Origin of the sequence: Micromonospora musae (genome assembly GCF_003626545.1) — a bacterium.
Classification (GTDB): domain Bacteria; phylum Actinomycetota; class Actinomycetes; order Mycobacteriales; family Micromonosporaceae; genus Micromonospora; species Micromonospora musae.
On the sequence record NZ_RAZS01000003.1, the window covers coordinates 733,991 to 760,402 of the forward strand.

Consider the following 26,412-nt stretch of genomic DNA (forward strand, 5'->3'; position numbering starts at 1 on the left):
CGGGTGCCCGTGGCGCGATGGATGAAGGACGCGTCTGTGATTCCTGATGACCTGCGATACACCGCCGAGCACGAGTGGGTGGCGGGTGACGGCACCGGAGTGGTCCGGGTCGGCATCACGCACTTCGCGCAGGACGCGCTCGGTGACATCGTGTTCGTTCAGCTGCCTGATGCGGGGGCGGTGGTGGCGGCCGGTGAGTCGCTGGGTGAGATCGAGTCGACGAAGAGCGTGTCGGAGATCTACTCCCCGGTGAGCGGTACGGTGGCCGCGCGCAACGAGGCGCTCGGCGACACCCCGGAGGTGATCAACACTGACCCGTACGGTGCGGGTTGGTTGGTGGAGATCACGCCGGATGATCCGACTGCGGTGGACGGGCTGCTTACTGCGGGCGCGTACCGCGAGTTGACCGAGAGCTGAGTGAGCTTGATCCGGTGCGCTTGTTGAGTCCGCGCGTCCGGTTGCCCTGCTTTTCGGCGCTGGCTAGGCTCGCCCAGTCGACCGAGAACCCAATAGTTGAGCGTTGCGGAATTGCCTTCCCGGGCACGGGGAGCCAGCCGCCGGGTGTGCGACTGCCCGGCGGCCAGACCCGCCATTACCCGACGCCGACCGAACAGATCCGTGAGGTGGTCCCATGACGCGCCCAGACGACGAGTTCCCCCCGCTCGACGTCACTTCGACGCTCAATCTCGGTTCGCTCGACGAAGTGCTGGAGGGGCCGGACACCGATGTGGTGCCGAGCCGGATGTCCGGTTCGTTGCCGCCCGGGATGGCGCTGCTGGTGGTCCGTCGTGGTCCGAACGCCGGGGCCCGGTTCCTGTTGGATCACGATGTGACGACCAGCGGCCGGCACCCTGACAGTGACATCTTCCTCGACGACGTGACGGTGTCGCGGCGGCACGCGGAGTTCCACCGGGATGGTGGGACGTTCACGGTTCGTGATGTGGGGAGCCTGAACGGCACCTACGTGAACCGGGAGCGGGTCGAGGCGGCCACGTTGAGCAATGGTGACGAGGTTCAGATCGGGAAGTTCCGGGTGGTGTTCATCGCCGGTCCGCGTCCGGAGGAGGAGGCCGGCCGGGGGTGAACGAGCCTGCGGCCTCCACGTCACCGGGGGCGGCCCGGTCCCAGCCGCTGATGAGCATCGGTGAGGTGCTGGGTCAGTTGCGGGTGGATTTCCCCGACGTCACGATTTCGAAGTTGCGTTTCCTCGAGGCTGAGGGGCTGGTCGAGCCGCAGCGTACGGCGGCTGGTTACCGGAAGTTCAGCTGGGACGATGTGGCGCGGTTGCGGTTCGTGTTGACCGCGCAGCGGGATCAGTATCTGCCGTTGCGGGTGATTCGGGAGCAGCTGGCCGAGTGGGATGCCGGTGGTGCGGTGCCGGGTCGGTCGCGGCCGACGTTGGTGGCGGTCGGCCCGGGTGGTGAGGTGCCGGGTCGGGAGGCGGATGAGCCGGTCGAGTCGTCGGAGGTGCGGCTCGGCCGGTCGGATCTGCTGGCTCGTAGTGGGTTGGACGAGTCGACGCTGGCGGAGTTGGAGCGGCTCGGTGTGGTGGTGTCTGATCCGCCGGGTTGGTACGACGGGGACGCGTTGATCATCGCTGGGGCGGTGGCGGGTCTGGCGGCGTACGGCTTGGAGCCGCGGCATCTGCGGGGTTATCGGACGGCGGCGGACCGGGAGGTCGGTTTGTTCGCGCAGTTGGTGGCGCCGTTGGTGCGGCAGAGTGATCCGGCGGCGCGGGCGCGGGCTGCGGAGACGGCGCGGGAGTTGGTGGCGTTGTCGCAGCAGTTGCATGCGGCGTTGGTGCGGGTCGGGTTGCGTTCGACGTTGGGCCGGTGATGCCGGTTGTCGGGGCGGTGTGCGGAAAGATCTCTCTCGGGAAGCGTGTCGTAGGCTTGCTGGGGTAACCCCTTTCTGGCGCGGGCGTGGTGCGGGTAGCGCGTGGGACGGCCGTGTCGCGGTCCGTGTACCGTGCAGGGAAGGGCGCGGTGCGGCGTAGGTGACAACGACACGGAGGCGGCGGTGCGCGAGCTGAGCGTGGTCGGGGTTCGGGTGGAGCTGCCCAGTAACCAGCCGATCGTCCTGCTCAGGGAGGTCGAGGGGGACCGCTATCTGCCGATTTGGATCGGCGCGGTCGAGGCGACGGCGATCGCTTACGAGCAGCAGGGTGTGAAGCCGGCTCGACCGTTGACGCATGATCTTCTGCGGGATGTGTTGGCGGCGCTTGAGGCGCCGTTGCGTGCGGTGGAGATCACTGAGTTGAAGGACAACGTGTTCTTCGCCGATCTGTTGATCGGGGACGGGGTGCGGGTGTCGGCCCGGCCGAGCGATTCCATTGCGTTGGCGTTGCGGGTGGGGGCTCCCATTCGTTGTGCCGAGCAGGTCCTCAGTGAGGCGGGGATCGTGATCCCGGATGAGCAGGAGGACGAGGTGGAGAAGTTCCGCGAGTTCCTGGAGCAGGTGCGTCCGGAGGATTTCGCGGGCTGAGTGGTTGGCGGGCGGTTGTGGCTCGCCGGCTGCGGACGTCACGGTGGGTGACGTCACGCTTCGTGTGGTGATCTTCTATCTGGCTGCGCGGCGTGTCGCGACGGTTTCTGCGCGGTGACCCCGGATTGTCGCTATAGGGTTTCCGTGTCGAGGGGTCGCGTCCCGGAAACGACGCGGCACCGCACGGGCGGGGAGGTTGTCCGGATGCACGAGCCGCGGAATTCTGATCCGGGTACGGAGCTGGACGAGCCGGGTGTGGCGTCGCCGTGGTCGGCGACGGATAGTGACGGTTCGGTGGGTTATCGGGGTGTGACGGCCTGCCACGCGGTGGGTATCAGTTACCGGCAGTTGGATTACTGGGCGCGTACGGGTCTGGTGGTGCCGAGTGTTCGGGACGCGTCGGGCTCCGGTACGCAGCGGTTGTACTCGTTCCGCGACCTGGTGGTGTTGAAGGTCGTGAAGCGGCTGTTGGATGCCGGGGTGTCGTTGCAGAACATCCGTAAGGCGATCGAGGCGCTGCGTTCGCGGGGTGTCGAGGACCTGGCGGGGATCACGTTGATCTCGGACGGTACGACGGTCTATGAGTGCCGGTCCCCGGAAGAGGTGGTCGACCTGTTGCAGGGTGGCCAGGGGGTGTTCGGCATCGCGATCGGTGGTGCGTTCAAGGAGATCCAGGGTTCGCTGTCGCATCTGCCGGCGGAGCCGGCCGCGGAGGCTGCGGAGGCCGGTGAGCCGGCGGTGGCGCCGGAGTCGGTGGGGGACGAGTTGGCGGCTCGGCGGGCGCGTCGACAGGCGGGCTGAGCGGGTTCTGCTGCGGGTTCGTGGCGGGTGCGTCGGGTGACGCGCCCGCCTTTTTCGTGTCCGCCGGGGCTGGGCCGGTGGGCTCTGTGACGTTGGGTGTGTGCGACGCGCCGATGGTTGTTGCAATTTTCATGGTGACTCTGCGTATAGATGGGTGTGGGCGGGGTCGGGTGGTCGGCCGTTCGGCGGGGTTGGTCGTACGGGCGGTGGAGCCCGTTGTGGCGGGATGGATGATCCTGGTCAGGCGATCGGGCAGCTGCCGTCTGCGGTGGTCAGCGGGGGTAAAGCGGCTGTGGGGGGCGGGTTTGTCGGCGGGTTCTGTTGTGGACGGCCGGCGCATGCCGGTCACGGAGGGTGCTGTCACAGTCGCCTCTGGTTGATCATGAGGTAGCGGTTTTCGTCACTGCCCGTGGTGGACAGTGTCAGGAATTTGATAGGGGGGCCATGACCGGAACGGCTTGACGCGCTATGGTCCCTGACGCGGTTGGCCCGGATACGGGTGTCGCCCCACCGGGCGTCACCCGTCGCGCCGGCGGACCGCCTGCCCCTCGCGCCACCCCTCCACTTCGGAAGGAAAGACCGTGACGGTTACGTCAGAGACCACCCCCGTCTCGCACTACCAGCGGATCGGCGGTGCCAGCTCGGTGAAGGCCGCTGTCGAGCTGTTCTACGACCGGGTCCTCGCCGACCCGGAGCTCGCCGGCTACTTCACCGACGTGGACATGACCGGCCAGCGCCGGCACCTGGCGCTGATGCTGACCGTGGTCCTCGGCGGTCCGAACGAGTACACCGGCCGCGGCCTGGCCGAGGCGCACCAGCCGATGAACATCCCCGTCGCGCACTACGCGAAGGTGGGTGCCCACCTGACCGAGGTGCTGACGCAGCTCGGGGTGCCGGCCGACGTGCTGGCGCACGTGCGTACGGTGCTCGGTGAGGTGCAGGACCAGGTGGTGGCCACCGGGAACCGTCCGGGCGCCTGAACGTGGACGTCGCACGGCTCAAGCAGAGCTGGTCCCTGGTCGCCGCGCACGGCGACCAGGTGCCGCTCTACTTCTACTCGGCGTTGTTCCTGAACCATCCCGAGACCCGGCAGATGTTCCCCACGAACATGGCCGGTCAGCGGGATCGGCTGGTCACCGCGTTGGCGCACATCGTGACCAACGTCGACCAGGTCGACCGGCTCGTCGGGTTCCTGCAGGACCTCGGCGCCGACCACCGGAAGTTCGCGGTGCGCCCCGAGCACTACCCGGCCGTCGGTGAGGCGCTGCTGGCCACGTTGCAGCACTTCCTGGGCGAGCAGTGGACCGACGAGCTGGCCCAGGACTGGGCGGGCGCGTACGGGCTGGTGTCGCAGGTGATGATCGACGCCGCGCAGGCGGCGGAGGCGGTGGCCCCGCCGTGGTGGGTGGCCGAGGTCGTGGCGCACGAGCGGCGGGCGTTCGACGTGGCGGTGCTGACGTTGCGTCCGCAGTACCTGCTGCCGTTCATGCCCGGGCAGTCGATCGGGGTGTCGCACCCGGCGGTGCGGTCGTGGCGGTACTACTCGCCGGCGAACGCGCCGCGGCAGGACGGCACGTTGGAGCTGCACGTGCGGGCCGCGCCCGGCGGCGTGGTCTCGTCCCGCCTGGTGTACGGGTTGGCGGTGGGTGACCACCTGCACTTGGCCTCGCCGGTGGGCGACCAGCTGACGTTGCGCTCGGCCGGGGCCAGTGACCTGCTGCTGCTGGCCGGCGGCACCGGCTGGGCGCCGGTGAAGTCGATCGTGGAGCAGGTCGCCGCGGAGGGCTCCGGCCGCCGGGTCGACCTGTACGTGGGGGCCCGGTCGCGGCTGGAGTTCTACGACACGGATGCGATCGAGAAACTGGCCGCGTCGTTCCCGTGGTTGACGGTGACGTACGTGGTCGGTGCGGACCCGCAGCGGCCTGGCGAGTTCGTGCACGCGGCGGATCGGGCGCTGGCCGACGGTGACTGGCGGTCCCGGCACGTGTACGTGTGCGGTTCCGACGAGATGGTCGGTCACTCCGTTCAGACGTTGACTCGGGCCGGCTACCACGCGGGGCAGCTGCACCACGAGGGGCTCGGCAAGCACTGGTACGGGCCGGCGTGGCGGACGGCGCTGGATGCGTCCGCGCCTGACAACTCCCGAGGTGCCCGGTGAGCGCGAGGAGTCGACTCGTGCCGGCCGTGGCCGCTAACGAAAGGTCAGTGCGGTGAGCGCGACCCCGATCAGCAGGTACGACGGGATGCAGCAGGTGTCCGGCGGTGTCCAGGTGCGGATGACTGCCGACCGGGTGCGCCGCTGGGAGTTCTCCTCGGCGTCGTTCACCCGCCGCGGCTACGACAACACCGACGTGGACCGGTTCCGGATGCAGGTCGCCGACGAGCTCGACCTGTTGTCGGCGCAGCTCGCGACCCTCCGCGCGGAGAACGAGCGGCTCAACGACCGGGTGGAGTTGCACCGGCACGGGGTGATCCCGAGCAAGAACACGGCGACTCCGATGCCGGCGGCGAAGGAGGTGAACCTCCTCTCCGCGGCGCAGCGGGAGGCGGAGCAGATCATCGCGCAGGCGCACGACTACGCGCGTCGGGTCGCCGAGTACGCCCGTACCCAGTACGAGAGCTACATGCAGGCCGCAGTGGAGGAGGCGAGGCAGGAGGCGGAGCGGGCCGTGAACGAGTACCGCAGCAACGCCGGGCCGAGCTTCGACGACTCCGTGGCGACGCGAGAGGCGCTGCGGATCTTCGGCGAGATGATGATCTCGCACATGCAGGCGGCGGCGCGGCATCTCGACGACGGCAGTGAGCAGTTGGCGCGGACCGTCGACCGCCTGGTCGGGCAGGCCGTGGCGGCCGGGGCGCAGCAGACCGCGTTGCCGCGACACCACCAGCGCTGACCGGCGGCGTCGCCGGTCAGCCTGCGGTCACCGCCTCGGCGATCGGGGTGTCGCCGGCGACGAGTTCCAGGATCGCCCCGGCGGTGGCCGGGGTGTGCAGCAGCGCGACCAGGACGCCGGCGACGTCGGCGCGGGTGACCGCGCCGGAGGGCACCCGCCGGGCCAGGGTGACCCGCCCGGTGGGCCGCTCGTCGGTGAGTCGGCCGGGTCGCAGCACCGTCCAGTCCAGGTCTCGGGCGGCGAGGTCGTCCTCGGCGGCTTTCTTGGCCCGCAGGTAGGCGGCGAACACCGCGTCGGTGCCGGGCCGCGGCTCACCTTCCACGCCCATCGAGGAGACCAGTAGGTAGCGGCGGACGCCGGCCTGCTGCGCGGCGTCGGCGAGCAGGACGGCGGCGGCCCGGTCGACGGTGTCCTTGCGGGCGGCACCGCTGCCCGGCCCGGCGCCGGCGGCGAACACCACCGCGTCGGCGCCGGCGAGGTGCCCGGCGACCTCGGTGACGTCCGCGTGTTCCAGGTCGCAGATGATCGGCTGGGCGCCGGCCGCGGTCAGCGCGGCGGACTGGTCGGGGTCGCGGATCAGACCGGCGGCGTGGTCGCCGCGGTCGGTGAGTTCCCGTTCCAGCAGGCGGGCGATCTTCCCGTGTCCTCCGGCGATGACGACGCGCATGCCTTCCAACCTAGCCGCCGGTGGGCGCGGCGGTGGACGCTGAGGCAGCATGGAGGCGTGACGGAGATGATCGACGCGCTGGTCGAGCGGGTCAGCGGCGGCGGTGTCGTGGTGTTGAGCGGGGCGGGGCTGTCGACCGAGTCGGGGATCCCGGACTACCGGGGGCCCAGCGGGGCGGCGCGCCGGCACACCCCGATGACGTATCAGACGTTCACGGGGGATCCGCTGGCGCGGCGCCGCTACTGGGCGCGCAGCCACGTGGGGTGGCGGCTGATGGCCCGCGCGTGGCCGAACGACGGGCATCGGGCGGTGGCCCGGTTGCAGCACGGCGGCCTGGTCGACGCGGTGATCACGCAGAACGTGGACGGGTTGCACACGGCGGCGGGCAGCCGCGAGGTGGTGGAGCTGCACGGTCGTCTGGACGTGGTGGTCTGCCTGGACTGCGGCAACCGGGTCTCGCGGGAGGAGCTGGACCGGCGGCTGCGGGAGGCGAATCCGGATTTCGCGGCGCGGGTCGCGGCGGTGAACCCCGACGGTGACGTGGAGCTCGACGACGCGCAGGAGGCCGGGTTCCACGTGGTGGACTGCACGGTCTGCGGCGGGGGGACGTTGAAGCCGGACGTGGTGTTCTTCGGGGAGACGGTGCCGGCGCCGCGGGTGGCGAGCTGCTTCGCCCTGGTGGAGCGGGCCCGGCTGCTGCTGGTGCTGGGTTCGTCACTGACGGTGATGTCGGGGCGGCGGTTCGTGCTGCGGGCGGCGAAGCTCGGCATCCCCGTGGTGATCGTCAACCAGGGGGCCACCCGCGGGGACGCGTACGCGTCGTTGACCGTGGACGCGGCGTTGGGTCGCGTGCTGCCCGCGCTGGCCGATCGGGCGGTCGGCGCGGCGGCGGTGACGCCGGTCACGCCGGTGGCCGCCGGCTGAGGCCCGCCCGCGCGGGACGGCACCGGCCGGACCCGCGCGCAAGATCACGTGGCCGGGGTACGAAATCTGGCGGAAACCCGAGCGCTGGTAGCGTTGACCATGCCGGTAACACCCACGGGGGAGAGACCGCCCAGCTGTACCCGGGCGGCGCCGAAGGGGCAAATCCTCCCCGGAACCTCTCAGGCAAAAGGACCTCGTGGGCAGGCACTGTGGAGCGCTGCACGGGGCGCGACAGAGGGGGAGGCCGACCTGTTCGACCTCGCCCCCCGGGAGCGCAGCCCATGACCGCAGAGTTCGCCACCCGTCACATCGGCCCCGGCCCGGACGACGAGCGCCGGATGTTGGAGACCGTCGGCCACAGCTCCATCGACGAGTTGATGGACGCGGCGATCCCCGAGGTGATCCGCTGGCACGGCACCCTGGACCTGCCGGACCCGGCGACCGAGGCGGAGGCGCTCGCCGAGCTGCGGGCGTTCGCCTCCCGCAACACCGTCGCCGTTTCCATGATCGGTCTGGGGTACCACGGCACGCACACCCCGGGTGTGATCCGCCGTAACGTGCTGGAGGATCCGGCCTGGTACACGGCGTACACGCCGTACCAGCCGGAGATCAGCCAGGGCCGGCTGGAGGCGCTGCTGAACTTCCAGACCATGGTCACCGACCTGACCGGGCTGGCCACCGCGAACGCGTCGATGCTCGACGAGGGCACCGCCGCGGCCGAGGCGATGACCTTGGCGCGGCGCGCGTCGAAGAGCAAGAGCAACGTGTACGTGGTCGACGCCGACGCGCTGCCGCAGACCATCGCGGTGATCAGCAGCCGGGCGGAGCCGCTCGGCCTCGAGGTGCGGGTGCTGGACCTGGCGACCGAACCCCTGCCGGGTGAGCTGTTCGGCCTGCACCTGCAGTACCCGGGGGCGTCCGGTGCGGTGCGCGACCACGCGGGGCTGGTCGACGCGGCGCACGCCGCCGGGGCGGTGGTGACCGTCGCCGCGGACCTGCTGGCGTTGACGCTGCTGCGCGCGCCGGGGGAGATCGGCGCGGACATCGCCGCGGGCACCACCCAGCGTTTCGGTGTGCCGATGGGCTTCGGTGGCCCGCACGCCGGTTACCTGGCGGTGCGCTCGGGGTTGGAGCGGATGCTGCCGGGCCGGCTGGTCGGCGTGTCGAAGGACGCGGACGGCAACCGGGCGTACCGGCTGGCGTTGCAGACCCGGGAGCAGCACATCCGGCGGGAGAAGGCGACCAGCAACATCTGCACCGCGCAGGTGCTGCTCGCCGTGATGGCCGGCATGTACGCCGTGTACCACGGCCCGGACGGGCTGCGGGCCATCGCCCGGCGTACCCACGAGATGGCGGCCCGGCTCGCGGCCGGCCTGCGCGCCGGCGGGGTGGACGTCGCGGACGTCGCGTTCTTCGACACCGTCACCGCGACGGTGCCCGGCCGGGCCGCCGAGGTCGTCGCCGCGGCCGCCGAGCGGGGGGTGAACCTGCGGCTGGTCGACGCCGACCGGGTCGGGGTCTCCTGCGACGAGACGACCACCGGCGCGCACGTGGCGGCGGTGTGGGCGGCGTTCGGGGTGGCCGGGGTCGACGGGGACGTCGACGCCGCGCTGCCGGCGGCGCTGGCCCGCACCTCGGAGTTCCTGACCCACCCGGTGTTCAACAGCCACCACTCGGAGACGGCGATGCTGCGCTACCTGCGCCGGCTGGCCGACTTCGACTACGCCCTGGACCGGGGCATGATCCCGCTGGGGTCGTGCACGATGAAGCTGAACGCGACCACCGAGATGGAGCCGGTCAGCTGGGCCGAGTTCGCGCACATCCACCCGTTCGCGCCGGCGGAGCAGACCACCGGCTACCGGGAGATGATCAGCCAGCTGGAGGGGTGGCTGGCCGAGGTGACCGGCTACGACGCGGTCAGCGTGCAGCCCAACGCCGGTTCGCAGGGGGAGCTGGCGGGGCTACTGGCGATCCGCGCGTACCACCGGGCCCGGGGTGAGGGGCACCGGGACGTGTGTCTGATCCCGTCGTCGGCGCACGGCACCAACGCGGCCAGCGCCGTGATGGCCGGGATGCGGGTGGTCGTGGTGGCCTGCGACGAGGACGGCAACGTCGACCTGGTCGACCTCGACGCGAAGATCGACAAGCATCGGGAGACGCTCGCCGCGATCATGGTGACGTACCCGTCGACGCACGGGGTGTACGAGACGGGCATCGCGCAGCTCTGCGCGAAGGTCCACGACGCGGGCGGTCAGGTGTACGTCGACGGGGCGAACCTCAACGCCCTGGTCGGGTTCGCGAAGCCGGGGAAGTTCGGGGCGGACGTGTCGCACCTGAACCTGCACAAGACGTTCTGCATCCCGCACGGCGGCGGCGGCCCGGGGGTGGGTCCGGTGGCGGTGCGCGCGCACCTGGCCCCGTACCTGCCGGGTGACCCGGCGGGGGAGCGGGCCGACGGCTCGCCGGCGATCTCGGCGGCCCGGTACGGGTCGGCGGGGATCCTGCCGATTCCGTGGGCGTACCTGCGGATGATGGGCGCGGAGGGGCTGTCGCGGGCCACCGGGGTGGCGGTGCTGGCCGCGAACTACGTGGCGGCGCGGCTGCGTAACCACTACCCGGTGCTGTACTCCGGCAACAAGGGCCTGGTGGCCCACGAGTGCATCCTCGACCTGCGTCCGTTGACGAAGGCGACCGGGGTAAGCGTCGACGACGTGGCGAAGCGGCTGATCGACTACGGCTTCCACGCGCCCACGATGTCGTTCCCGGTGGCCGGGACGCTCATGGTGGAGCCCACCGAGAGCGAGGACCTGGGTGAGCTGGACCGGTTCTGCGACGCGATGATCGCCATCCGGGCGGAGATCGACGAGGTGGCTGCCGGGCGGTGGCCGGCGGGGGACAACCCGCTGTCCAACGCGCCGCACACCGCGGCGATGGTCACCGGTGACGAGTGGCCGCACCCGTACCCGCGGTCGGTGGGCGCGTACCCGGCCGGGGTGGACCGGGCCGGTAAGTACTGGCCGCCGGTGCGGCGCATCGACGGCGCGTACGGCGACCGGAACCTGGTCTGCTCGTGCCCGTCGCCGGAGGCGTTCGAGGACTGATCGCGGCGAGCCGGGGCGGTCGGATCGCACCGCCCCGGCGTCGTCGACCCGGCCGCGGCGGCCCCGGATCGGGGCTAGCCTGGTCGACGGACGTGCGGTGACGCTGTGTGGTCGCTCAGGCGACGAGGGCGTGTCGGGCGGGGCCGCGGTGCGGGGCGATGCAGCTGCCGTCGGGGAGCAGTTCGCCGGTGTCCTCGAAGACGATCACGCCGTTGCAGAGCAGGCTCCAGCCCTGCTCATGGAAGCAGGCGAGGACCCGGGCGGCTTCCCGATCAACGGCGTCGGCGGAGGGGCAGGTGGGTTGGTGCTGGCACATCGGGTTCTCCGGACTGTGGGGGCACTGTGTCATGGTTCACATGACCAGTGACGCACAGTACCAAGCGAAAGTGGTCCGCATCGAGCAGGTCCACGCGGGCGAGTCGGGAAATCCGCTGAACGGACGAGGAAGAATGGGCCAGTCGGCGTGGACACGCTTTCAGTAGCAGCGATCGATGTTCCGGCGGCGCCCGCCGGCTGCCGCCGTACCCTGGTCGAACGGGCCCGCTGGCAGTGGCGCCCCAGCGACGGCGGTGACCCCGCCGCCGACGTGCAGGAGTTCCTCGCCGCGCACGGCCTGCCGCTGGACGACCTGGCCCGCCCCGCCCCCGACCACGACCCGGACGGTCCCTGTGGCGCCGCCCTCTACGTCTCGGCCGCGGCAGGCGCGCTGATCGGCGGCGCGCCGGCCGGTGCGCCGACCCCCTCGCCGGCGCTGCCGGAGATCGCCGTGGTGGTGTACGGCCACACCGACGCACCGCCACCACCACCGCCGCCGGCCGCCGGACCCTGGCGGCTCGGCGACTGGCGGGAGAGCTGGACCCCGACGCAGCACGCCGAAGCCGTCGAGGCGGTCCGCCAGGCCATCGGCCGCGGCGACGTCTACCAGGTCAACGTGGTCGGGCACGCCGCCGCCCGCTACACCGGCGATCCGCTGCCGGCCCTCACCCGGCTCGGCGCGCTACCCGGCGCCCGCTACGGCGGCACGCTGACCGGCGCGGGCTGGGCGATCGGCTGCGCTTCCCCGGAGACGCTCATCGAACTCACCGACGGCCGGCTGGTCACCCGACCCATCAAGGGCACCCGCCCGGCCACCGCCGCCGGCGCGCGGGAGCTGCGGGCCAGCGCGAAGGAACGCGCCGAACACGTGATGATCGTCGACCTGGAACGCAACGACCTGGCCCGCGTCGCCCGCACCGGCAGCGTGCGGGTGGACCAGCTCTTCGCGGTACGCCGCTGGTGCGACCTGTGGCAGGCCGAGTCGACGATCTCCGCGGTCGTCGCCGACGGGCTGGGCCTGGCCGACCTGCTGCGCGCGGTCTGCCCCGGCGGGTCGGTCACCGGGGCGCCGAAACGCGCCGCCCTGGAACAGATCGCCGCCCTGGAACCCGTCGGCCGCGGCGCCGGCATGGGCGCGCTCGGCTGGGTGGCCCCCGGCCGGATCGACCTGGGGCTGACCATCCGCACCGCCGCCGCCGACGGCCAGCGGCTGCACGTGTGGGCCGGCGGCGGCATCACCTGGGACAGCGACCCGTGGGCGGAGGTCGCCGAGGCCGCCGCGAAGAGCCTCCCGGTGCGCGCCGCCCTCGCCGGCTGACCCGGCACGCCCTCCTTGCGTTCCCGGGAGATCAGGTCGGCCTTGCGGAGCAGCGCGAGCCGCTCCTGCGTCGACCGCCGCGCGCGGTCGCGGTGTCGAGCGTGGGTTGCTCAGCGGGCGAAGTCGTCCAGCGCGGCGACGACCCGCTCGCCGATGCCGCGTCCGGCGCCGTGACCGGCGGCCTCGACCAGCTCCAGGCGCGCATCCGGCCAGGCCTGCGCCAGCTGCCACGCGATGACCGGCGGGCTGCTGATGTCCAACCGGCCGTGCAGCAGCACCCCGGGCACCCCTGCCAGCCGGTGCGCGTCGCGCTGCAGCTGCCCGTCGGGCAGGAACGCGGCGTTGCGCCAGTAGTGGGTGACCAGCCGGGCCGAACGCATCCGGAACTCGGGATCCTCGAAGCGGGGGTCCGGACCGGCGCCGGGGACCGTGCGCACATGGGTGTCGTCCCAGGCGCACCAGTCGCGGGCGGCCCGCTCCCGTACGGCCGGGTCGGGGTCGGCCAGCAGCCGGGCGTACGCGTCGGCCAGGTCACCGTCGCGGTCGGCCGCCGGCACGCCGTCGCGGAAACGGGCCCACTCGGCGGGGAAGATCCGGCCCATCTCCCGCGTGATCCACTCGACCTCACCGGGGCTGGTGGTGACCACGCTGAACAGCACCATCGCGCTGACCCGCTCCGGGTGACGCTGGGCGTACGCCAGGGCGAGGGTGGAGCCCCACGACGCGCCGAGCACCAGCCACCGGTCCACGTCGAGGTGCTCGCGCAGCCGTTCGATGTCGGCGATCAGGTGAGCGGTGGTGTTGACGGAGAGGTCGACGTGCGGGTCGGCGGCGTCCGGGCGGCTGCGTCCGCAGCCCCGCTGGTCGAACAGGAGCACCCGGTAGCGGGCCGGGTCGAAGTAGCGCCGCCAGCCGGGCGTGGCCCCGGAGCCGGGACCGCCGTGCAGCACCACCGCCGGTACGCCCTGCGGGTTGCCGCAGGTCTCCCAGTAGAGGTGCTGGCCGTCGCCGACGTCGAGCATGCCGTGGGCGTACGGCTCCACCAGTGGATACATCCGGCCCTCCCCAGAGACGACAGCGGCGTTACGTTAGCGGTGTGCACTCCACGCCGGTCATTGCGGCCACCCTGGCCACCCTGGCCGCCGTCGCGCGCCGAGCGCTGCGCCCGCACAGGCCGCCGCCTCCGGCGCCGTACGGCGTACGTCCGGGCGGCGGTAGAGTCACCGGACGTGACCACGGAGTACAGCGGCACCGGTGACCCCGCGCGCAGCCTCGCCCTGCTCTGGCGAACCCGCGAACCCGCCAGCCGCAAGGGCCGCGCCGACCTGAGCGTCGAGCGGATCATCCGCGCCGCCATCGACCTGGCCGACGCCGAAGGGCTCGGCGCGCTGTCCATGCGCCGCGTCGCCGAACGCCTCGCCGTCGGCACCATGTCGCTCTACACGCACGTACCCGGCAAGGGCGAACTGCTCGACCTGATGCTCGACACCGCCTATGGCGAGACCCTCACCAGTGAGCCCACCGGCGACACCTGGCGCGACCGGCTGGAAGACCTCGCCCAGCAGACCTGGGCGCTGTACCTGCGCCACCCGTGGCTGCTGCAGGTCGCCACCAGCCGCCCACCCCTGGGCCCCAACCTGATCGCCCGCTACGAACGCGAGCTGCGCGCCGTGGACGGCATCGGCCTCACCGACCTCGAGATGGACGCCGTGCTCACCCTCGTCGGCGGGTTCGTCCACGGCGCCGTCCGCGGCGCCGTCGAACAGGCCCAGGCCGCCGAACGCACCGGCCTGACCGAACAACAGTGGTGGCACGCCCACGCCCCCTACCTGGAGAAGGCGATGGACCCCCACCGCTTCCCCCTCGCCGCCCGGGTCGGCGCGGCCGCCGGCCAGGAGTACCAGGCCGCCGGCGACCCCGTACGGGCGTTCGAGTTCGGCCTGGCGCGCATCCTCGACGGCATCGAGGTGCTCATCCGCGGCCGCCGCACCGCCGGATAATCTTGCCGACATGACCATGCGCCCCATCCGGATCATCGGCGACCCCGTGCTGCGCACCTCGTGCGCGCCGGTGACCAGCTTCGACGCCGAACTACGCGCCCTCGTCGGCGACCTGATGGACACCCTGCTCGGCGAACCCGGACGCGCCGGTGTCGCCGCCCCGCAGATCGGCGTCGACGCCCAGGTGTTCGTCTACGACGCCGACGGGCACCGCGGCCACCTGGTCAACCCGACGATCGAACTCTCCGAGGAGACCGAGGTCGACGACGAGGGCTGCCTCTCCATCCCCGGCCTGTACTTCCCGACCCGCCGCGCCCTGCACGCCACCGCCCACGGCTTCGACCAGCACGGCGAGCCGCTGACCATCTCCGGCAGCGGATTCCTCGCCCGCGCCCTGCAACACGAGACCGACCACCTCGCCGGCCGGCTCTACGTCGACACCCTCAGCGGCGACACCCGGCGGCGGGCCCTGCGGGAGATCCGCGCCGGCCGCTTCGACTCGCCGCGCCGCCGCGGCTGAACCCCCGCTGACCGCCCGCCGCCACCGGCTCAGCGCCGGGCGGTCAGCGTGTACTCGCCGTAGTCCGCGACCCGGGTGAACCCCAACCGCTCGTACAGCCGCACCGCCGCCACGTTGTCGGCCCGAACGTTCAACGTGACGTGCGCGACGCTGTCGCACAGCCGCCGGCAGAGCGCGGACACCACCGCCGCGCCCAGACCACGACCCCGCAGCCGAGGATCAGTGGTGACATTGCCCAACGCCGCCACCCCGTACGCCGGCGACCAGACGTGCACCCCGGCCACGGCGACCAGCGCGCCACCGTCACGGATCCCCACGTACTGCCCGGTCTCCACCATCCGCGGATCGAACCAGTTACCCGGATACGCCCGTGCGTAGAGAGCCCGCAGCTGCGGCAGGTCCGCCGCGCCCAGCGGCACCCCGGCCGGGGTGACCCGGGCCAGGCGCGCCGGATCGGTCAACGCCATCTTCAGGTGGGCGGCCGGCCCGTCCAGGTCGAACGCGGGCGCCAACGCCGCCGCCGCACCGGGGGAGAGGTGCGCGTACAACCGGGCCGGCAGCAGCGGGGCCAGCTCGGCGAGCAGCGCCGCCAACCCGGCGGCGTGCTCCGGCCCGGCGAACGCGAGCAGCGTCGGCGGCTCCACCCCGTGATACAGCAGCGCCACCTGGTCGCCGCGGCGGAACCACGACGTGTACGGCCAGAAGAAGTCGTCCAGGTCACCGAGCTGATACGCGTGCAGCACCGGATCCCGGCCGAGCAGCCCGGCCAGCACCACCCGGTCGTGTTCGGCGCGTACCGGCACCTCAGCCGGCCAGCCACTGGTCGTAGCCGAGCTTGCCGACCAGCGCCAACACCACCACCAGCAACACGATCCGCACGAACCCGGCCCCACGACGCAACGCCATCCGCGCGCCCACCGCCGCGCCGACGACGTTGCACACCGCCATCCCCGCCCCCAGCAGCCACCACACGTGCCCGGTCGCCGCGAACACCACCAGCGCGCCCAGGTTCGTGCCCGCGTTGACCACCTTCGCCATCGCCGACCCGTGCACGAAATCCGCCCCGACCAGCGCCGTGAACGCCAACACCAGGAACGTGCCCGTACCCGGACCGATCAGCCCGTCGTAGAGAGCGATGCCGACACCGGCGAGCACCACCGCCGCGGCCACCCGGGCCGGAGTACGCCGGTGCGGAAGCGACACCACCCCCAACCGGGGCCGCAGCACCACGAACAACGCCACCGACAGCAACACCACGAGCACCACCGGCCGGTACGCCGACGCCGGCACCGCACCGGCCAGCACCGCACCCACCCCGGAGCTGAGCACCGCCAACCCGGCAGCGGGCCCCGTCACCGTCCAGTCAATCTTGGTGCGCCGCGCGTACGTCGCCGCGGCCGTCGCCGTACCGGCGATCGCCGCGAGCTTGTTCGTACCCAGCGCCGTGGCCACCGGCAACCCCGGTGCGACCACCAGCAACGCCGGCAACAGGAGCAGCCCACCACCGCCCACCACGGCATCCACCCAGCCGGCCATCGCGGCCGCGGACAGCAAGGTGATCAACGACGAGGGCTCCACGGCCGCCATTGTTTCCAGCCACCCACCACCGACGCCCACGCCTGTGTCCAGCCTCACCCACACCCGGCGCGCCGCAGCCACCCCACACCGAGGAGGTCAAAGACCACGGCGGCGACGCACCCACAACCCCAGCGCCCCCACCGCCACGAACACCAACATCGAACACAGCAAACCCTTGACCACCCGGCAAGACTGCCACGGCGTCGTAGGGTGCAGGAGTGCGCCTGGCCACGTTCAACCTGCTACACGGTCGATCACTGACCGACGGGCTCGTCGACCCCGACCGGCTCACCGCCGCCGTCACCGCCCTCGACGCCGACGTGCTCGCCCTGCAGGAAGTCGACCGGGACCAGAGCCGCAGCGGAAACCTCGACCTCACCGCCATCGCCGCCCGCGCACTCGACGCACCCCACCACCGCTTCGCCGGCGCCCTCGTCGGCACCCCCGGCGAAGGCTTCCGCCCCCTCACCGGCGACGACGACGGACACGGCGAACCCTGCTACGGCATCGGACTGATCAGCCGCTACCCCGTCCGCAAATGGCGCGTCACCCGCCTCACCCCCGCGCCCGTACGCTCACCCGTGCACGTCCCCAGCCCCGGCCGCGGCCCCGGCCTCGTCCTGCTCCGCGACGAACCCCGCGTCGTGCTCGCCGCCGTCCTCGACACCCCGTACGGGCCACTCACCGCCGCCGCCACGCACCTGTCCTTCGTGCCCGGCTGGAACCTGCGCCAACTCCGCCAGGTCGTCCGCGCGCTACGCGCCCTACCCGCCCCCCGGATCCTGCTCGGCGACCTCAACCTGCCCGCGGGCGTCGTCCGCGTCGTCTCCGGCTGGCGACCACTGGGCCGCCGCCCCACCTACCCGGCCGGCGAACCCCGCGTACAGCTCGACCACGTCCTCGGTGACCGGCACGCCCTGCGCCGACTCCCGCCGGTCACCGCCGTCACCACCCCGCTGTCCACCATCTCCGACCACCGCCCGCTCCTGGTCGACCTCGGCTGACCAACCGTCAGCGCCAGCAGGGGAGCGGGCCCCTTACCGCACATCGAGACGCAAGATTCCCTCAAGATCGTTGATTCGAGAATCCATGACGATCATGCTGGTCCAAACCCAGACACGGTCAACCAGTACATCGCCATGGAGGCCATGTGAGACGCCACCGCGCTGTTCTCATCGCACTGTCCACACTCCTCACCGCCAGCCTCATCACCATCGCCGGGCCGGCCAACGCCGCCGAACCCAACCAGGTCACCGACCTCACCATCCGCCAGGCCGACGGCTACACCACCCTCGCCTGGCAGCCCGTCGACGGCGCCACCGACTACCAGATCGAACGCACCCCCGTCGACAGCGCCGACAACCCCACCGGCACCCCCACCATCGTCGGGATCTGGCGCCCCAACCGGCAGATCAACCAGGAGTCACCCACCTTCGCCGACGCCGGCTTCAACCCCGGCGACCGGTTCCAGTGGCGGGTACGCGCCCGCATCGACACCACCGAACTGCCCTACTCCGAAGCGGTCGTCGGCACCACCACCGCCCCCTGGGGCAACCCCGACACCCCCGGCGAGCGGCTGCGCACCCAGTGGGAGACCACCCACGGCGCCCAGTACACCAGCGACACCGACGAGTACGCCTACACCGCCGCCATCGACGAACTCAGCGACCGGGTCCGCGTCGTCGAGATCGGCCGCACCATCCAGAACCGGCCGATCAACATGTTCGTCATCGGCTACCCGGCCCCCGCGGCCACCCCGGAAGCCGTCGCCGCCACCTCACCCGCGGCCATCAACTGCAACGTCCACGGCAACGAGCCCGGCGACCGCGAAGCCTGCCTCATCATGGCCCGGCAACTCGCCTTCAGCACCGACCCGCGCGTCACCGACCTGCTCAGCCACACCACCGTCCTGATCGTCCCCACCATCAACGGTGACGGCCGCGCCGCCAACACCCGCGGCAACTCCACCGGCCAGGACCTCAACCGCGACTACTCGCTCATCCGCCAGCCGGAGACCGCCGCGTACGTCAAGATGGTCCGCGACTACCGGCCCGTCGCCGGCTACGACGGCCACGAGTACGGCAACTCCCGCGCCGGCGACCTGCCCATGCTGCCCCCGCGCCACCAGAACGTCGCCCAGCCCATCTTCGACGAGTCCATGGACATGATCGAAGGCCATATGTACCGCGAAGGCGCCGAAGCCGGCTGGTGGCCCTGCCCCTACGGCTGCGACGGCGGCGGCAACGTCGGCCTCGGCGAGGAGACCATCCTCCGCAACACCCTCGGCCTCAAGAACGTCGTCAACTCGCTGCTCGAACTGCGCAGCTCCGGCGGACAGACCCGCCCCGACGAGGGCAACGCGGCCAACAACCGCCGCCGCAAGACCTTCTCCGCCCTCTGGACCTTCCAGCAGTTCCTCGACTACCACCGCGCCAAGCTGACCGACATCACCCAGGCCCGCGCCGACGCCATCACCTTCCAGGCCGCCAACACCGGCCGCCTCGTCTTCCGCGGCTCCCGACCCATCGCCGCCCACCCGGCCCCGCACCCCGGCAGCAGCCCGCCGCCGATCGACGCCCCGCCGGCCGACCTCATCCTCGACAACGCCCCCTGCGCCTACAAGCTCACCGAGGAGCAGTACCACGGCCCCCGCACCGACGGCCCCACCGGCGCCGTCACCACCGCCGCCGAGCGCATCGCCGACCACGGCTGGAAGGTCGTCAAGGCCGCCGACGGCTACTACGTCCCCCTCAACCAGCCCGAACGAGGCCTGATCCCGCTCCTGCTCGACGCAGTCGGCGTGGAGAACCTCGTCGACGGCGAGCGCGTCTACCCGACCCGCACCGGCCGCCACACCGGGCCGCTCACGATCACCGGCTTCGCCTGCCTGGACGACGCCACCGTCACCGGCCCCGTCACCGTCCGCCCCGGCGCGACGCTCGTCGCCACCGACACCACCATCACCGGACCGGTCAACGCCACCAGCGCCGCCGGCGTCCTGCTCGCCAACAGCAAGATCACCGGCCCGCTCCGGGTCACCGGCACCACCGACGCGATCTCCCTGATCGACCTCAACGTCACCGGCCCGGTCGACCTCTCCGCCAACCGCACCACCAACCAGCCGCTGCTCGCCGGCACCCGGGTCACCGGCCCGCTGGCCTGCGCCGGCAACACCACCGCACCGACCAACCTCAACATCCGCAACACCGTGACCGGCCCCCGCGCCGGCCAGTGCGCCACCCTGTGACACCCACCCGATGAACGTGCCGGCAGGGCGGACGCGCCACCGCCCTGCCGGCACACCACCCCCCACACCCGAGGAGCCAACGTGTCGAACCCCCGCACCCGCACCCCGCGGCGAGCCGGCGCCCTCCTCGCCGCAGCCCTGCTGCTCGCCACCACCGCCTGCACCGACCACTCCGAACCGGCACCCGCCACCGCCGCCGTCGCCGTCACCGGACCACTCTGCGCGGCCCTGCCCACCGGCACCGAACCCGGCAACCCCACGGCCCTCGCCGGCCTCCCCGTCGAGCAGGCCCTGACCTGGATGCCCACCCTCACCACCTTCGAGGCCGCCCTACGCACCAGCGGACTGCTCACCGACCTCGACCAGGACGGCCTCACCCTGCTCGCCCCCACCGACGACGCCTTCGTCAAGAAGTTCTCCGACGACACCTGGGACACCCTGATGACCCAGGACCACGACAAGCTGCGCACCCTGCTCAAGGCGCATCTCATCGCCGGCACCCACAGCCTCGACGAGCTCGCCGCCGCCGGCACCACCACCACCGTCGACGGCACCGCCCTCACCGTCACCCGCGCCGACGCCACCACCCGCTTCGGCGACACCGCCGACGCCGTCTGCGCCGACTACCTGGCCGCCGGCGCCCGCATCCACCTCGTCAACGCCGTCCTCGGCCCGCTACCCACCACCGCCGACGGCAGCGGACACCGCGCCCACTGACTCACCCAGCAGACCGGCCAACGCCCGGTTCGTACGGTTGGACCGCACCGCCGCCCGCTGCTGACCCGCAGTCACCTCGATGTACGTCTGCGACGCCGTCAACGACGCGTGCCCCAACAACCGCATGATCTCCGCGGCGCCCGCCCCGTCCTCCGCCAACCGCGTCGCGAAGGTGTGCCGCAACGCGTGCAGCCGCGCCCCGCGCGGAACCCGGTCGGTGATGCCCGCCCGCCGATAACACGACTCCACCAGATACTGCAGCCCACCCCGGCGCAGCGGCTCACCCCGCCGATCCACCAGCAGCGCCGAATCCGGCCGCACGGTGCGCGCCCCGAACCGGCGTCGGCGACTCTCCACATAGTCGGCGAGCACCCGGTCCACGGCGTCCTCGATCGGCACCGTGCGCGGGCGCCCGCCCTTGCCCGCCACCTCGACGCGCCGCTCGCCGTCGCGACCGGTCACCGACGCCACGCGCAGCGCGAGCAGCTCCGACAGGCGCAGCCCGGCGCAGAGCGCCAACGCGAGCACCGCCAGATCCCGCTGTGGCCACGGGTCGCGCTGCCGCCCCGCCTCCGCGGCGACGGCGGCCAGCAGCTCCTCCGGGGTCTGTTCGCCCCGCAGTGGCTTCGGCTGGGGGAGCGGCGCGCGCGGGCGCCCGACCGCCGGCATCGGGTTGCCCGGTACGACCCCCTCGGCGACCAGGAACGCGAAGAAGTTGTTCCAGGTGGACCAGGCGCGGTGGACGGAGGCGGGGGCACGCGGGGCGGCGAACTTGGCGAACGCGGCCCGCATGAGCCGAGGGGAGAGGGCGTCGATCGACAGTTCGTCGAGGGGGAGGGGAGGGGTGAGGGTCTCCCCGGCGAGGTCCGCGACGCTGCGGAGATCCCGCCGGTAGGCCGCCAGGGTGTGGGGGGAGGGCTTGCGGGTCGCGCGCGCCGTCAGGAACTCCTCGATCCAGGACTGTACCGATTCATCCTGTTTGTCATGCATAAGGCATATTATGCATGAATTTCGCATTACCGGACAACCCAGGGGAGGGAACCATGCGGCGGTACGTGCTGACCGGCGCGCCGGGGGCGGGCAAGACCAGCATCGCGCGCGCCCTACGACAGCGCGGCTATCCGGTCGTCGACGAGGCGGCCACCGACGTGATCGCCGGGGAGCAGGCCCGCGGGGTGGCGCAGCCGTGGACCGAGCCGGGATTCGTCGCAGCGGTCGTCCGGCTGCAGCGCCGACGCCGGAGCGCCGAGACGCGGGGCCCGGTGCAGGTGCACGATCGCTCGCCGCTGTGCACGCTGGCCCTGGCCGAGCATCTGGGGCACCCGGTCGGCCCGGAGCTGGCCGCGGAACTCGCCCGCGCCGAACGGGAACGGATCTACCAGCGCACGGTGTTCCTGGTCGGGTCGCTCGGCTTCGTCACGCGTACGGCCGCCCGGCGGATCAGCCTGCCCGAAGCGCTGGCGTTCGGCCGGCTGCACGCCCGCGTCTACGCCGAGTACGGCTACGAGCCGATCGCTGTGCCACCGGCCCCGGTGGCACAGCGCGCCGCCTTCGTCGCGGCGCACCTCGACCCCTGCTGAGGGAGGGTCGAATTCCGACTACTTGACATAATGTACATTATCGAATCGGACGATCAAGTCCGGGCCGGGACCTGATCGCGCCTCCGGAGCGGCGAGTGGACGGTTGTTGTTTGCCCTTCTCATTCATCCTGAGTCTTCTCACTTACCTGAGCCACGGCGGAGACCCGCGGGCTGCTCGGGGACCCTATTCCCTACGCTCCGTGTCGGGCATGGATTGTCTGTCCTCCCCCTCGGCTGATCGGTACTCCTGATTGGAGAGCAGCCGCACTCTCGCCTGCCCACGCGCGAGGTCAAAATCCCCGCCCCCGAGCGGCGCCGGATGCACGTTCGCGGTGGGCACCGGCGGCGTCACCTGTGACGCCCGAGGGTCGGAGACGTTCCAGTTGAACCGCGACACGTCCACACTCATGTTCACCGGCCCCATCGATATGCCGCTGCGCGCAAAATCGGACGGGGGCGGACACCCTGGCGATGGCAAACGAGCGTCAATGGACCGAAGTCTGCCGACGACACGGGGAGAATCGATGTCGAGCCTGACGCTGCTGAGTCGCTCGCGTTCTGACCGGCACCTCTCCCGGGCCCTTACCCTCTTGCTGCTCGTGGGGGCGGCGGCCGCGTCGGTGTCACCCAGCCCGGCGTCGGCTCAAGCGCCGACTCAGACGGCACCGCGGGCTTCCCCGCAGGAGTCCCGCGGACCCGGGTTTGTCAACTACGACGTGCGGCTGACCGCGGACGACACAGGAGGCAGTTGGCACGGCGGCATGAGCGTACGGTTCGTCAACACCACCGGCGTGGTGCTGGACACGATCTGGCTTCGCCTGTGGGGCAACGGGGAAGACGGCTGCGCGGCACCGGCGGTGCGCGTCACCCGTCTGTCCGGCGGCACGGCGGGCGATCCGGCCGTAGGGTGCACGGCCCTGCCGGTGCGGATGGCACACCCGCTGCGGCCCGGGCAGCCCGCACTCGTGCGCTTCGACCTCCATATCGCGGTACCCGATCGGGATGCCCGCTTCGGCCACAACGGACCGTACTATCTGCTCGGTCACGCGTTGCCGGTCCTGGCCGTCCACGACGGCAAAGGCTGGCACCTCGACTCGTACAGCACCGGCGGGGAAAGCAACTTCTCGCTGACCGCCGACTGGACCGTGCGCCTCGACCACCCGCGCGCGCTCGCGATCCCGGCGACAGGTTCCGCGGTCGCCAGGCCCGCGAGACCCGGCCGCACCCTCACCACGATCGCCGCGAAGCGCGTCCGGGACTTCGCATTCGCCGCCGGCCCGTTCGGCAAGCGGGAAGCGTTGACCCGCCACGGTGTCCTGGTCCGGCTGTGGTTCGCCGACGACGTGAGCGCGGCGGAGGTGGACGACACGCTCGCCGGAGCGGTCGAATACATGGACACCTTCGCCGGCTGGTTCGGTCGCTACCCGTACCCGGAAGTCGACCTCGTCTCGTCACACTTCGACTGGGGGAGCATGGAGTACCCCACCTACGTGGTGACCTATCCGGCCCGCACTGCGGTCGCGCACGAGTTGGCGCACCAATGGTGGTACGGGCTCGTCGGCAACGACCAGTACGCCGACCCGTGGCTGGACGAGGCGATCGCCGAGTACGCGAAACAACGGGCGACCGGCGACGAGAACCCGCTGTGCGCTGATCCCTTCTGGCCGTCGCCGGACGCGAGGGTGACGAGTGGGATGGACTACTTCAACGCCAACGGCGGCTACAGCCTGGTCGTCTACCTTCTCGGGTCGTGTCTGATGCACGACCTGGAGCGGACGATGGGTCCGGACAGGTGGCTGGCGTTCCTGCGCGACTACGCGACGACCCACCGGTACGGCGTGTCGACGCCGGTCGCCTTCCGCGCCGAGGCGCAGGCGGCCAGCCCGGTCGACCTGGCGCCGGTGTTCCACCGCTGGAGGGCCAGCTGATCGCCGACACGCTGTTCGACCGCTCCCGACGCAACCGCTCATCGGCAGATCCGGTTGTTCGCGGCGCCGATCGCGGAAAATCTGCGTCCGCTGGTCAGTTGACGCTCACGACGACCTTTCCAAGGGCGCGTCCCTCACCCACGTGGGCCAACGCCTCGGGCGTCTCGTCGAGCGTGAAGGCCCGGTCGATGTGGATGACGAGGTCACCCGCCACGCAGAGATCGGCCACCGGTTCGAAGTGGGTCGGCCCTTCCCGGACGGCGAGCACGCCCAGCCGGCGGTGGGTGAGCCGGCCGGCCACCGAGCCGATCGTCAGGACGCGCAGCAGCGCCGGGACCGATCCGCCGACGCACCGGTAGCGGCCGCCGGGGGCCAGTGCCCGGCGGTAGGCGAACACCGATCGGTGCGCGACCAGATCGAGGATGAGATCGTACGGGCCGCTGCGGGTGAAGTCCCGGCTGCGGTAGTCGATCACCTCGTCCGCACCGACGGACCGCATGAAGTCGAGCTTGCCCGCGTTGTCGACGCCGGTTACCTGGGCGCCGAGTCGTTTGGCCAGCTGGATCGCGAATGCGCCGGATCCTCCCCCGGCGCCGTTGATCAGGACCCGGTTGCCGGCTGCGGCGCCCACGGTGCCCTGTTGTGCGATCACGCCCGCCTGTGGGATCGCCGACGCCTCGGCGAAGGTCAGGGCGGCGGGCTTGCGGGCCAGGACCGATTCGGGCGCGATCGCGTACTCGGCGAAACCGCCCTTGAGCATGAGGTTGTCGCCGTACACCTCGTCACCGGGTCGGAACCGAGTGACGGCGGAGCCCACCGCGTCGACCCATCCGGCGATGTCCGAGCCGAGGGTCCGGCGTGCCGGGGAGCGCAGCCCACCGATGCGCGAATACAGTGGCGAACCTTGCAGAGTCTCCCAATCGCTCAAATTGACCGAGGTCGCCGCGATCTTGACGAGCACCTGTCGGGCCGCGGGGACGGGCTTGGGGAGATTCTCGATCCGCAACCCGTCCGGGGGCCCGTACCGGTCGTACACGACTGCTCTCACCTGGTACCACCAGCCCTTCGGAAAGTCGGCCAGCCGCAGTACCCGATGCGTACAGGGCCAAAAGCCTACGTCTCGGAGTTAGCACGGCGGGGCAAGCGGCTGGTCGACAAGGAGGCGACGCGACCCCGTCGCCCGCCGCCTACCAGGTGGGACAGATTCGGATCGATGGAGTCGGCCGTGCCGCAGGGCGGGCGGGATTTGCTTCCCGACCTCCGTTGAGCACCTCTCCCCCGCGTTCGCTGCCCGGAGGTGGCCTTTCAGTTGCCGGGGGGGGCGACGGTTGGAGGCGGGCTCGCTCCCGCGGAGCTGTCTTCGAAGATCGCGAGTTCGGCTGGTTACGCTGGATTCGGGAGCTGGAGGAGGCTGCGAGCTGCATGGACGACTGGCACGGGACCGGACGGCCGGAGCAGGCGGACCCGCTCGGAGGCGAGTGGGAGCGGCACCGTCCGGCGGTCTTCGGGGTGGCCTACCGGCTGCTGGGTAGTGTCGCCGACGCCGAGGACGTGACCCAGGACGTGTGGCTGCGGGCGGCCGGGGCGGATCTCGGGGCGGTCGGTGATCTGCGGGCCTGGTTGGTGACGGTGGCCGCGCGACGGTCGTACGACATCCTGAAGAGTGCGCGGGTGCGCCGGGAGAGCTATGTCGGGCCGTGGTTGCCGGAGCCGCTGCTGACTGGGCCGGACGCGTCGCAGCCGGTGCTGGTCGACGAGTCCGTCAGTTCGGCGATGCTGCTGATCATGGAGGAGCTGAGCCCGCCGGAGCGGGTGGCCTTCGTCCTGCACGATGTCTTCGGTCTGGAGTTCGGCCGGATCGCCGAGGTTCTGGGCGTCTCGGTCCCCGGTGCCCGGCAGCTCGCCTCCCGGGCCCGACGGCGGGTGGCCGGCGCGAAGCAGTCCACGCCGCGGGCGTCGAAGGCCGAGCGTGAACGTGTTCTGCGGGTCTTCCGGGCCGCCTACGAGGCCGGGGATCTGGCCGGCCTGGTCCGGCTCCTGCACCCGGACGCCGTCTACGTCACCGACGGCGGCGGCAAGGCGTCCGCGGCGCGCAAGCTGATCCGCGGCGGGGTGCGCGTCGCCGAGGTGATGGTGCGTACGGGACGCCTGTGGCGCCCGGATCGGATCGAGTTCGCCGAGGTCGGTGGGGAGCTCGCCCTCGTGTTCCATCGGGACGGCCGGGTCCTGTCCGTGGACACGGTGCAGATCACGGACGGTTTGATCAGCGCGTACCGCAGGGTGATGAACCCGGACAAACTCGCGCGCGTCTGAGCTGTCACACCCGGAGGGGCTACCT

Annotated in this window: 26 protein-coding genes and 1 riboswitch; of the genes, 19 read left to right on the forward strand and 7 right to left on the reverse strand. The window is 71.7% G+C overall.

What is annotated here, in order from left to right:
• The first annotated feature begins 36 nt into the window (after nt 1–36).
• From gcvH to D7147_RS11470, 8 genes are all read left to right on the forward strand, one after another.
• Nucleotides 37–417, forward strand: coding sequence for a glycine cleavage system protein GcvH (gene gcvH / locus D7147_RS11435; protein WP_120676499.1), 381 nt, complete (start codon nt 37–39; stop codon nt 415–417).
• Nucleotides 418–631: 214 nt separating this feature from the next.
• Nucleotides 632–1,084: an oxoglutarate dehydrogenase inhibitor Odhl gene (gene odhI, locus D7147_RS11440; protein WP_007071101.1), complete on the forward strand. Its 453-nt coding sequence runs from the start codon at nt 632–634 to the stop codon at nt 1,082–1,084.
• 50 nt (nt 1,085–1,134) lie between these two features.
• Nucleotides 1,135–1,836: a transcriptional regulator FtsR gene (gene ftsR, locus D7147_RS11445; protein ID WP_199716433.1), complete on the forward strand. Its 702-nt coding sequence runs from the start codon at nt 1,135–1,137 to the stop codon at nt 1,834–1,836.
• Nucleotides 1,837–2,019: 183 nt separating this feature from the next.
• Complete coding sequence (locus D7147_RS11450) at nt 2,020–2,484, forward strand: bifunctional nuclease family protein (RefSeq protein WP_120676503.1); 465 nt, start codon at nt 2,020–2,022, stop codon at nt 2,482–2,484.
• A 204-nt stretch (nt 2,485–2,688) separates the two neighbouring features.
• Entirely contained in the window at nt 2,689–3,285 is a 597-nt protein-coding gene (locus tag D7147_RS11455) for a MerR family transcriptional regulator (RefSeq protein WP_120676505.1), read from the forward strand.
• Nucleotides 3,286–3,866: 581 nt separating this feature from the next.
• Complete coding sequence (locus tag D7147_RS11460; protein WP_120676507.1) at nt 3,867–4,265, forward strand: group I truncated hemoglobin; 399 nt, start codon at nt 3,867–3,869, stop codon at nt 4,263–4,265.
• A gap of 2 nt (nt 4,266–4,267) precedes the next feature.
• Nucleotides 4,268–5,443: a globin domain-containing protein gene (locus D7147_RS11465; protein ID WP_120676509.1), complete on the forward strand. Its 1,176-nt coding sequence runs from the start codon at nt 4,268–4,270 to the stop codon at nt 5,441–5,443.
• 52 nt (nt 5,444–5,495) lie between these two features.
• Nucleotides 5,496–6,179 carry a DivIVA domain-containing protein gene (locus tag D7147_RS11470; protein WP_120676511.1) on the forward strand — a complete coding sequence of 228 codons (684 nt, stop codon included), beginning with the start codon at nt 5,496–5,498 and terminating at the stop codon, nt 6,177–6,179.
• Between the two features lie 16 nt (nt 6,180–6,195).
• Here D7147_RS11470 and D7147_RS11475 read toward each other — a convergent pair whose 3' ends face one another.
• Entirely contained in the window at nt 6,196–6,846 is a 651-nt protein-coding gene (locus D7147_RS11475) for an NAD(P)H-binding protein (protein WP_120676513.1), read from the reverse strand.
• Between the two features lie 66 nt (nt 6,847–6,912).
• Between D7147_RS11475 and D7147_RS11480 the strand changes: the two genes are divergently transcribed.
• Together D7147_RS11480 and gcvP are read left to right on the forward strand one after the other, a co-directional pair.
• The gene (locus tag D7147_RS11480) at nt 6,913–7,770 is read left to right on the forward strand and encodes an NAD-dependent protein deacetylase (RefSeq protein ID WP_120676801.1); all 858 of its coding nucleotides are present in this window, start codon (nt 6,913–6,915) and stop codon (nt 7,768–7,770) included.
• Between the two features lie 107 nt (nt 7,771–7,877).
• A riboswitch (glycine riboswitch) is annotated at nt 7,878–7,975 on the forward strand.
• 76 nt (nt 7,976–8,051) lie between these two features.
• A complete protein-coding gene (gene gcvP / locus D7147_RS11485; protein WP_120676515.1) occupies nt 8,052–10,871 on the forward strand; it encodes an aminomethyl-transferring glycine dehydrogenase in 2,820 nt (939 codons plus the stop codon).
• A 115-nt stretch (nt 10,872–10,986) separates the two neighbouring features.
• Here the strand turns inward: gcvP and D7147_RS11490 are convergent, their stop codons facing one another.
• The gene (locus D7147_RS11490) at nt 10,987–11,187 is read right to left on the reverse strand and encodes a DUF5999 family protein (RefSeq protein WP_120676517.1); all 201 of its coding nucleotides are present in this window, start codon (nt 11,185–11,187) and stop codon (nt 10,987–10,989) included.
• 147 nt (nt 11,188–11,334) lie between these two features.
• Here D7147_RS11490 and D7147_RS11495 point away from each other — a divergent pair, with 147 nt between their 5' ends.
• The gene (locus D7147_RS11495) at nt 11,335–12,504 is read left to right on the forward strand and encodes a chorismate-binding protein (protein ID WP_120676519.1); all 1,170 of its coding nucleotides are present in this window, start codon (nt 11,335–11,337) and stop codon (nt 12,502–12,504) included.
• 110 nt (nt 12,505–12,614) lie between these two features.
• On the opposite strand, the gene pip is transcribed toward D7147_RS11495, so the two are convergent.
• On the reverse strand, nt 12,615–13,559 hold the full coding sequence (gene pip, locus D7147_RS11500; protein WP_120676521.1) for a prolyl aminopeptidase: 945 nt from the start codon (nt 13,557–13,559) through the stop codon (nt 12,615–12,617).
• Between the two features lie 174 nt (nt 13,560–13,733).
• On the opposite strand from pip, the gene D7147_RS11505 reads away from it, so the two are divergent.
• Nucleotides 13,734–14,504, forward strand: a complete 771-nt coding sequence (locus D7147_RS11505; protein WP_120676523.1) for a TetR/AcrR family transcriptional regulator — start codon at nt 13,734–13,736, stop codon at nt 14,502–14,504.
• 10 nt (nt 14,505–14,514) lie between these two features.
• On the forward strand, nt 14,515–15,024 hold the full coding sequence (gene def / locus D7147_RS11510; protein WP_120676525.1) for a peptide deformylase: 510 nt from the start codon (nt 14,515–14,517) through the stop codon (nt 15,022–15,024).
• Nucleotides 15,025–15,053: 29 nt separating this feature from the next.
• On the opposite strand, the gene D7147_RS11515 is transcribed toward def, so the two are convergent.
• Entirely contained in the window at nt 15,054–15,827 is a 774-nt protein-coding gene (locus D7147_RS11515; RefSeq protein WP_120676526.1) for a GNAT family N-acetyltransferase, read from the reverse strand.
• Between the two features lies 1 nt (nt 15,828).
• On the reverse strand, nt 15,829–16,602 hold the full coding sequence (locus D7147_RS11520) for a sulfite exporter TauE/SafE family protein (RefSeq protein ID WP_267900759.1): 774 nt from the start codon (nt 16,600–16,602) through the stop codon (nt 15,829–15,831).
• Nucleotides 16,603–16,820: 218 nt separating this feature from the next.
• Between D7147_RS11520 and D7147_RS11525 the strand changes: the two genes are divergently transcribed.
• The 3 genes from D7147_RS11525 (at nt 16,821) to D7147_RS11535 (ending at nt 20,566) form a co-directional block, all read left to right on the forward strand.
• The gene (locus D7147_RS11525; protein ID WP_120676528.1) at nt 16,821–17,606 is read left to right on the forward strand and encodes an endonuclease/exonuclease/phosphatase family protein; all 786 of its coding nucleotides are present in this window, start codon (nt 16,821–16,823) and stop codon (nt 17,604–17,606) included.
• A 146-nt stretch (nt 17,607–17,752) separates the two neighbouring features.
• Entirely contained in the window at nt 17,753–19,849 is a 2,097-nt protein-coding gene (locus D7147_RS11530) for a M14 family zinc carboxypeptidase (protein WP_120676530.1), read from the forward strand.
• Nucleotides 19,850–19,930: 81 nt separating this feature from the next.
• Nucleotides 19,931–20,566 carry a fasciclin domain-containing protein gene (locus tag D7147_RS11535; RefSeq protein ID WP_120676532.1) on the forward strand — a complete coding sequence of 212 codons (636 nt, stop codon included), beginning with the start codon at nt 19,931–19,933 and terminating at the stop codon, nt 20,564–20,566.
• On the opposite strand, the gene D7147_RS11540 is transcribed toward D7147_RS11535, so the two are convergent.
• The gene (locus D7147_RS11540) at nt 20,525–21,556 is read right to left on the reverse strand and encodes a tyrosine-type recombinase/integrase (RefSeq protein ID WP_120676534.1); all 1,032 of its coding nucleotides are present in this window, start codon (nt 21,554–21,556) and stop codon (nt 20,525–20,527) included. The two genes, D7147_RS11535 and D7147_RS11540, sit on opposite strands and share 42 nt — an antisense overlap.
• Before the next feature lie 53 nt (nt 21,557–21,609).
• Between D7147_RS11540 and D7147_RS11545 the strand changes: the two genes are divergently transcribed.
• Together D7147_RS11545 and D7147_RS11550 are read left to right on the forward strand one after the other, a co-directional pair.
• Nucleotides 21,610–22,146, forward strand: coding sequence for an AAA family ATPase (locus D7147_RS11545; RefSeq protein ID WP_120676535.1), 537 nt, complete (start codon nt 21,610–21,612; stop codon nt 22,144–22,146).
• A 383-nt stretch (nt 22,147–22,529) separates the two neighbouring features.
• Complete coding sequence (locus tag D7147_RS11550; RefSeq protein ID WP_158609346.1) at nt 22,530–24,074, forward strand: M1 family metallopeptidase; 1,545 nt, start codon at nt 22,530–22,532, stop codon at nt 24,072–24,074.
• A gap of 94 nt (nt 24,075–24,168) precedes the next feature.
• On the opposite strand, the gene D7147_RS11555 is transcribed toward D7147_RS11550, so the two are convergent.
• Nucleotides 24,169–25,122 (reverse strand): NAD(P)-dependent alcohol dehydrogenase, encoded by a 954-nt coding sequence (locus D7147_RS11555; RefSeq protein ID WP_120676539.1) that lies wholly within the window; start codon nt 25,120–25,122, stop codon nt 24,169–24,171.
• Nucleotides 25,123–25,496: 374 nt separating this feature from the next.
• On the opposite strand from D7147_RS11555, the gene sigJ reads away from it, so the two are divergent.
• A complete protein-coding gene (gene sigJ / locus D7147_RS11560; protein WP_120676541.1) occupies nt 25,497–26,387 on the forward strand; it encodes an RNA polymerase sigma factor SigJ in 891 nt (296 codons plus the stop codon).
• Nucleotides 26,388–26,412: the final 25 nt, after the last annotated feature.

What these genes read in the sequence shown, in the direction of transcription:
- odhI (WP_007071101.1), top strand. Translation starts at nt 632, where the DNA reads ATGACGCGCCCAGACGACGAGTTCCCCCCGCTCGACGTCACTTCGACG.
- ftsR (WP_199716433.1), top strand. Translation starts at nt 1,135, where the DNA reads ATGAGCATCGGTGAGGTGCTGGGTCAGTTGCGGGTGGATTTCCCCGAC.
- D7147_RS11455 (WP_120676505.1), top strand. Translation starts at nt 2,689, where the DNA reads ATGCACGAGCCGCGGAATTCTGATCCGGGTACGGAGCTGGACGAGCCG.
- D7147_RS11475 (WP_120676513.1), bottom strand. Translation starts at nt 6,846, where the DNA reads ATGCGCGTCGTCATCGCCGGAGGACACGGGAAGATCGCCCGCCTGCTG.
- D7147_RS11480 (WP_120676801.1), top strand. Translation starts at nt 6,913, where the DNA reads ATGATCGACGCGCTGGTCGAGCGGGTCAGCGGCGGCGGTGTCGTGGTG.
- gcvP (WP_120676515.1), top strand. Translation starts at nt 8,052, where the DNA reads ATGACCGCAGAGTTCGCCACCCGTCACATCGGCCCCGGCCCGGACGAC.
- D7147_RS11490 (WP_120676517.1), bottom strand. Translation starts at nt 11,187, where the DNA reads ATGTGCCAGCACCAACCCACCTGCCCCTCCGCCGACGCCGTTGATCGG.
- pip (WP_120676521.1), bottom strand. Translation starts at nt 13,559, where the DNA reads ATGTATCCACTGGTGGAGCCGTACGCCCACGGCATGCTCGACGTCGGC.
- def (WP_120676525.1), top strand. Translation starts at nt 14,515, where the DNA reads ATGACCATGCGCCCCATCCGGATCATCGGCGACCCCGTGCTGCGCACC.
- D7147_RS11540 (WP_120676534.1), bottom strand. Translation starts at nt 21,556, where the DNA reads ATGCATGACAAACAGGATGAATCGGTACAGTCCTGGATCGAGGAGTTC.
- D7147_RS11545 (WP_120676535.1), top strand. Translation starts at nt 21,610, where the DNA reads ATGCGGCGGTACGTGCTGACCGGCGCGCCGGGGGCGGGCAAGACCAGC.
- sigJ (WP_120676541.1), top strand. Translation starts at nt 25,497, where the DNA reads ATGGACGACTGGCACGGGACCGGACGGCCGGAGCAGGCGGACCCGCTC.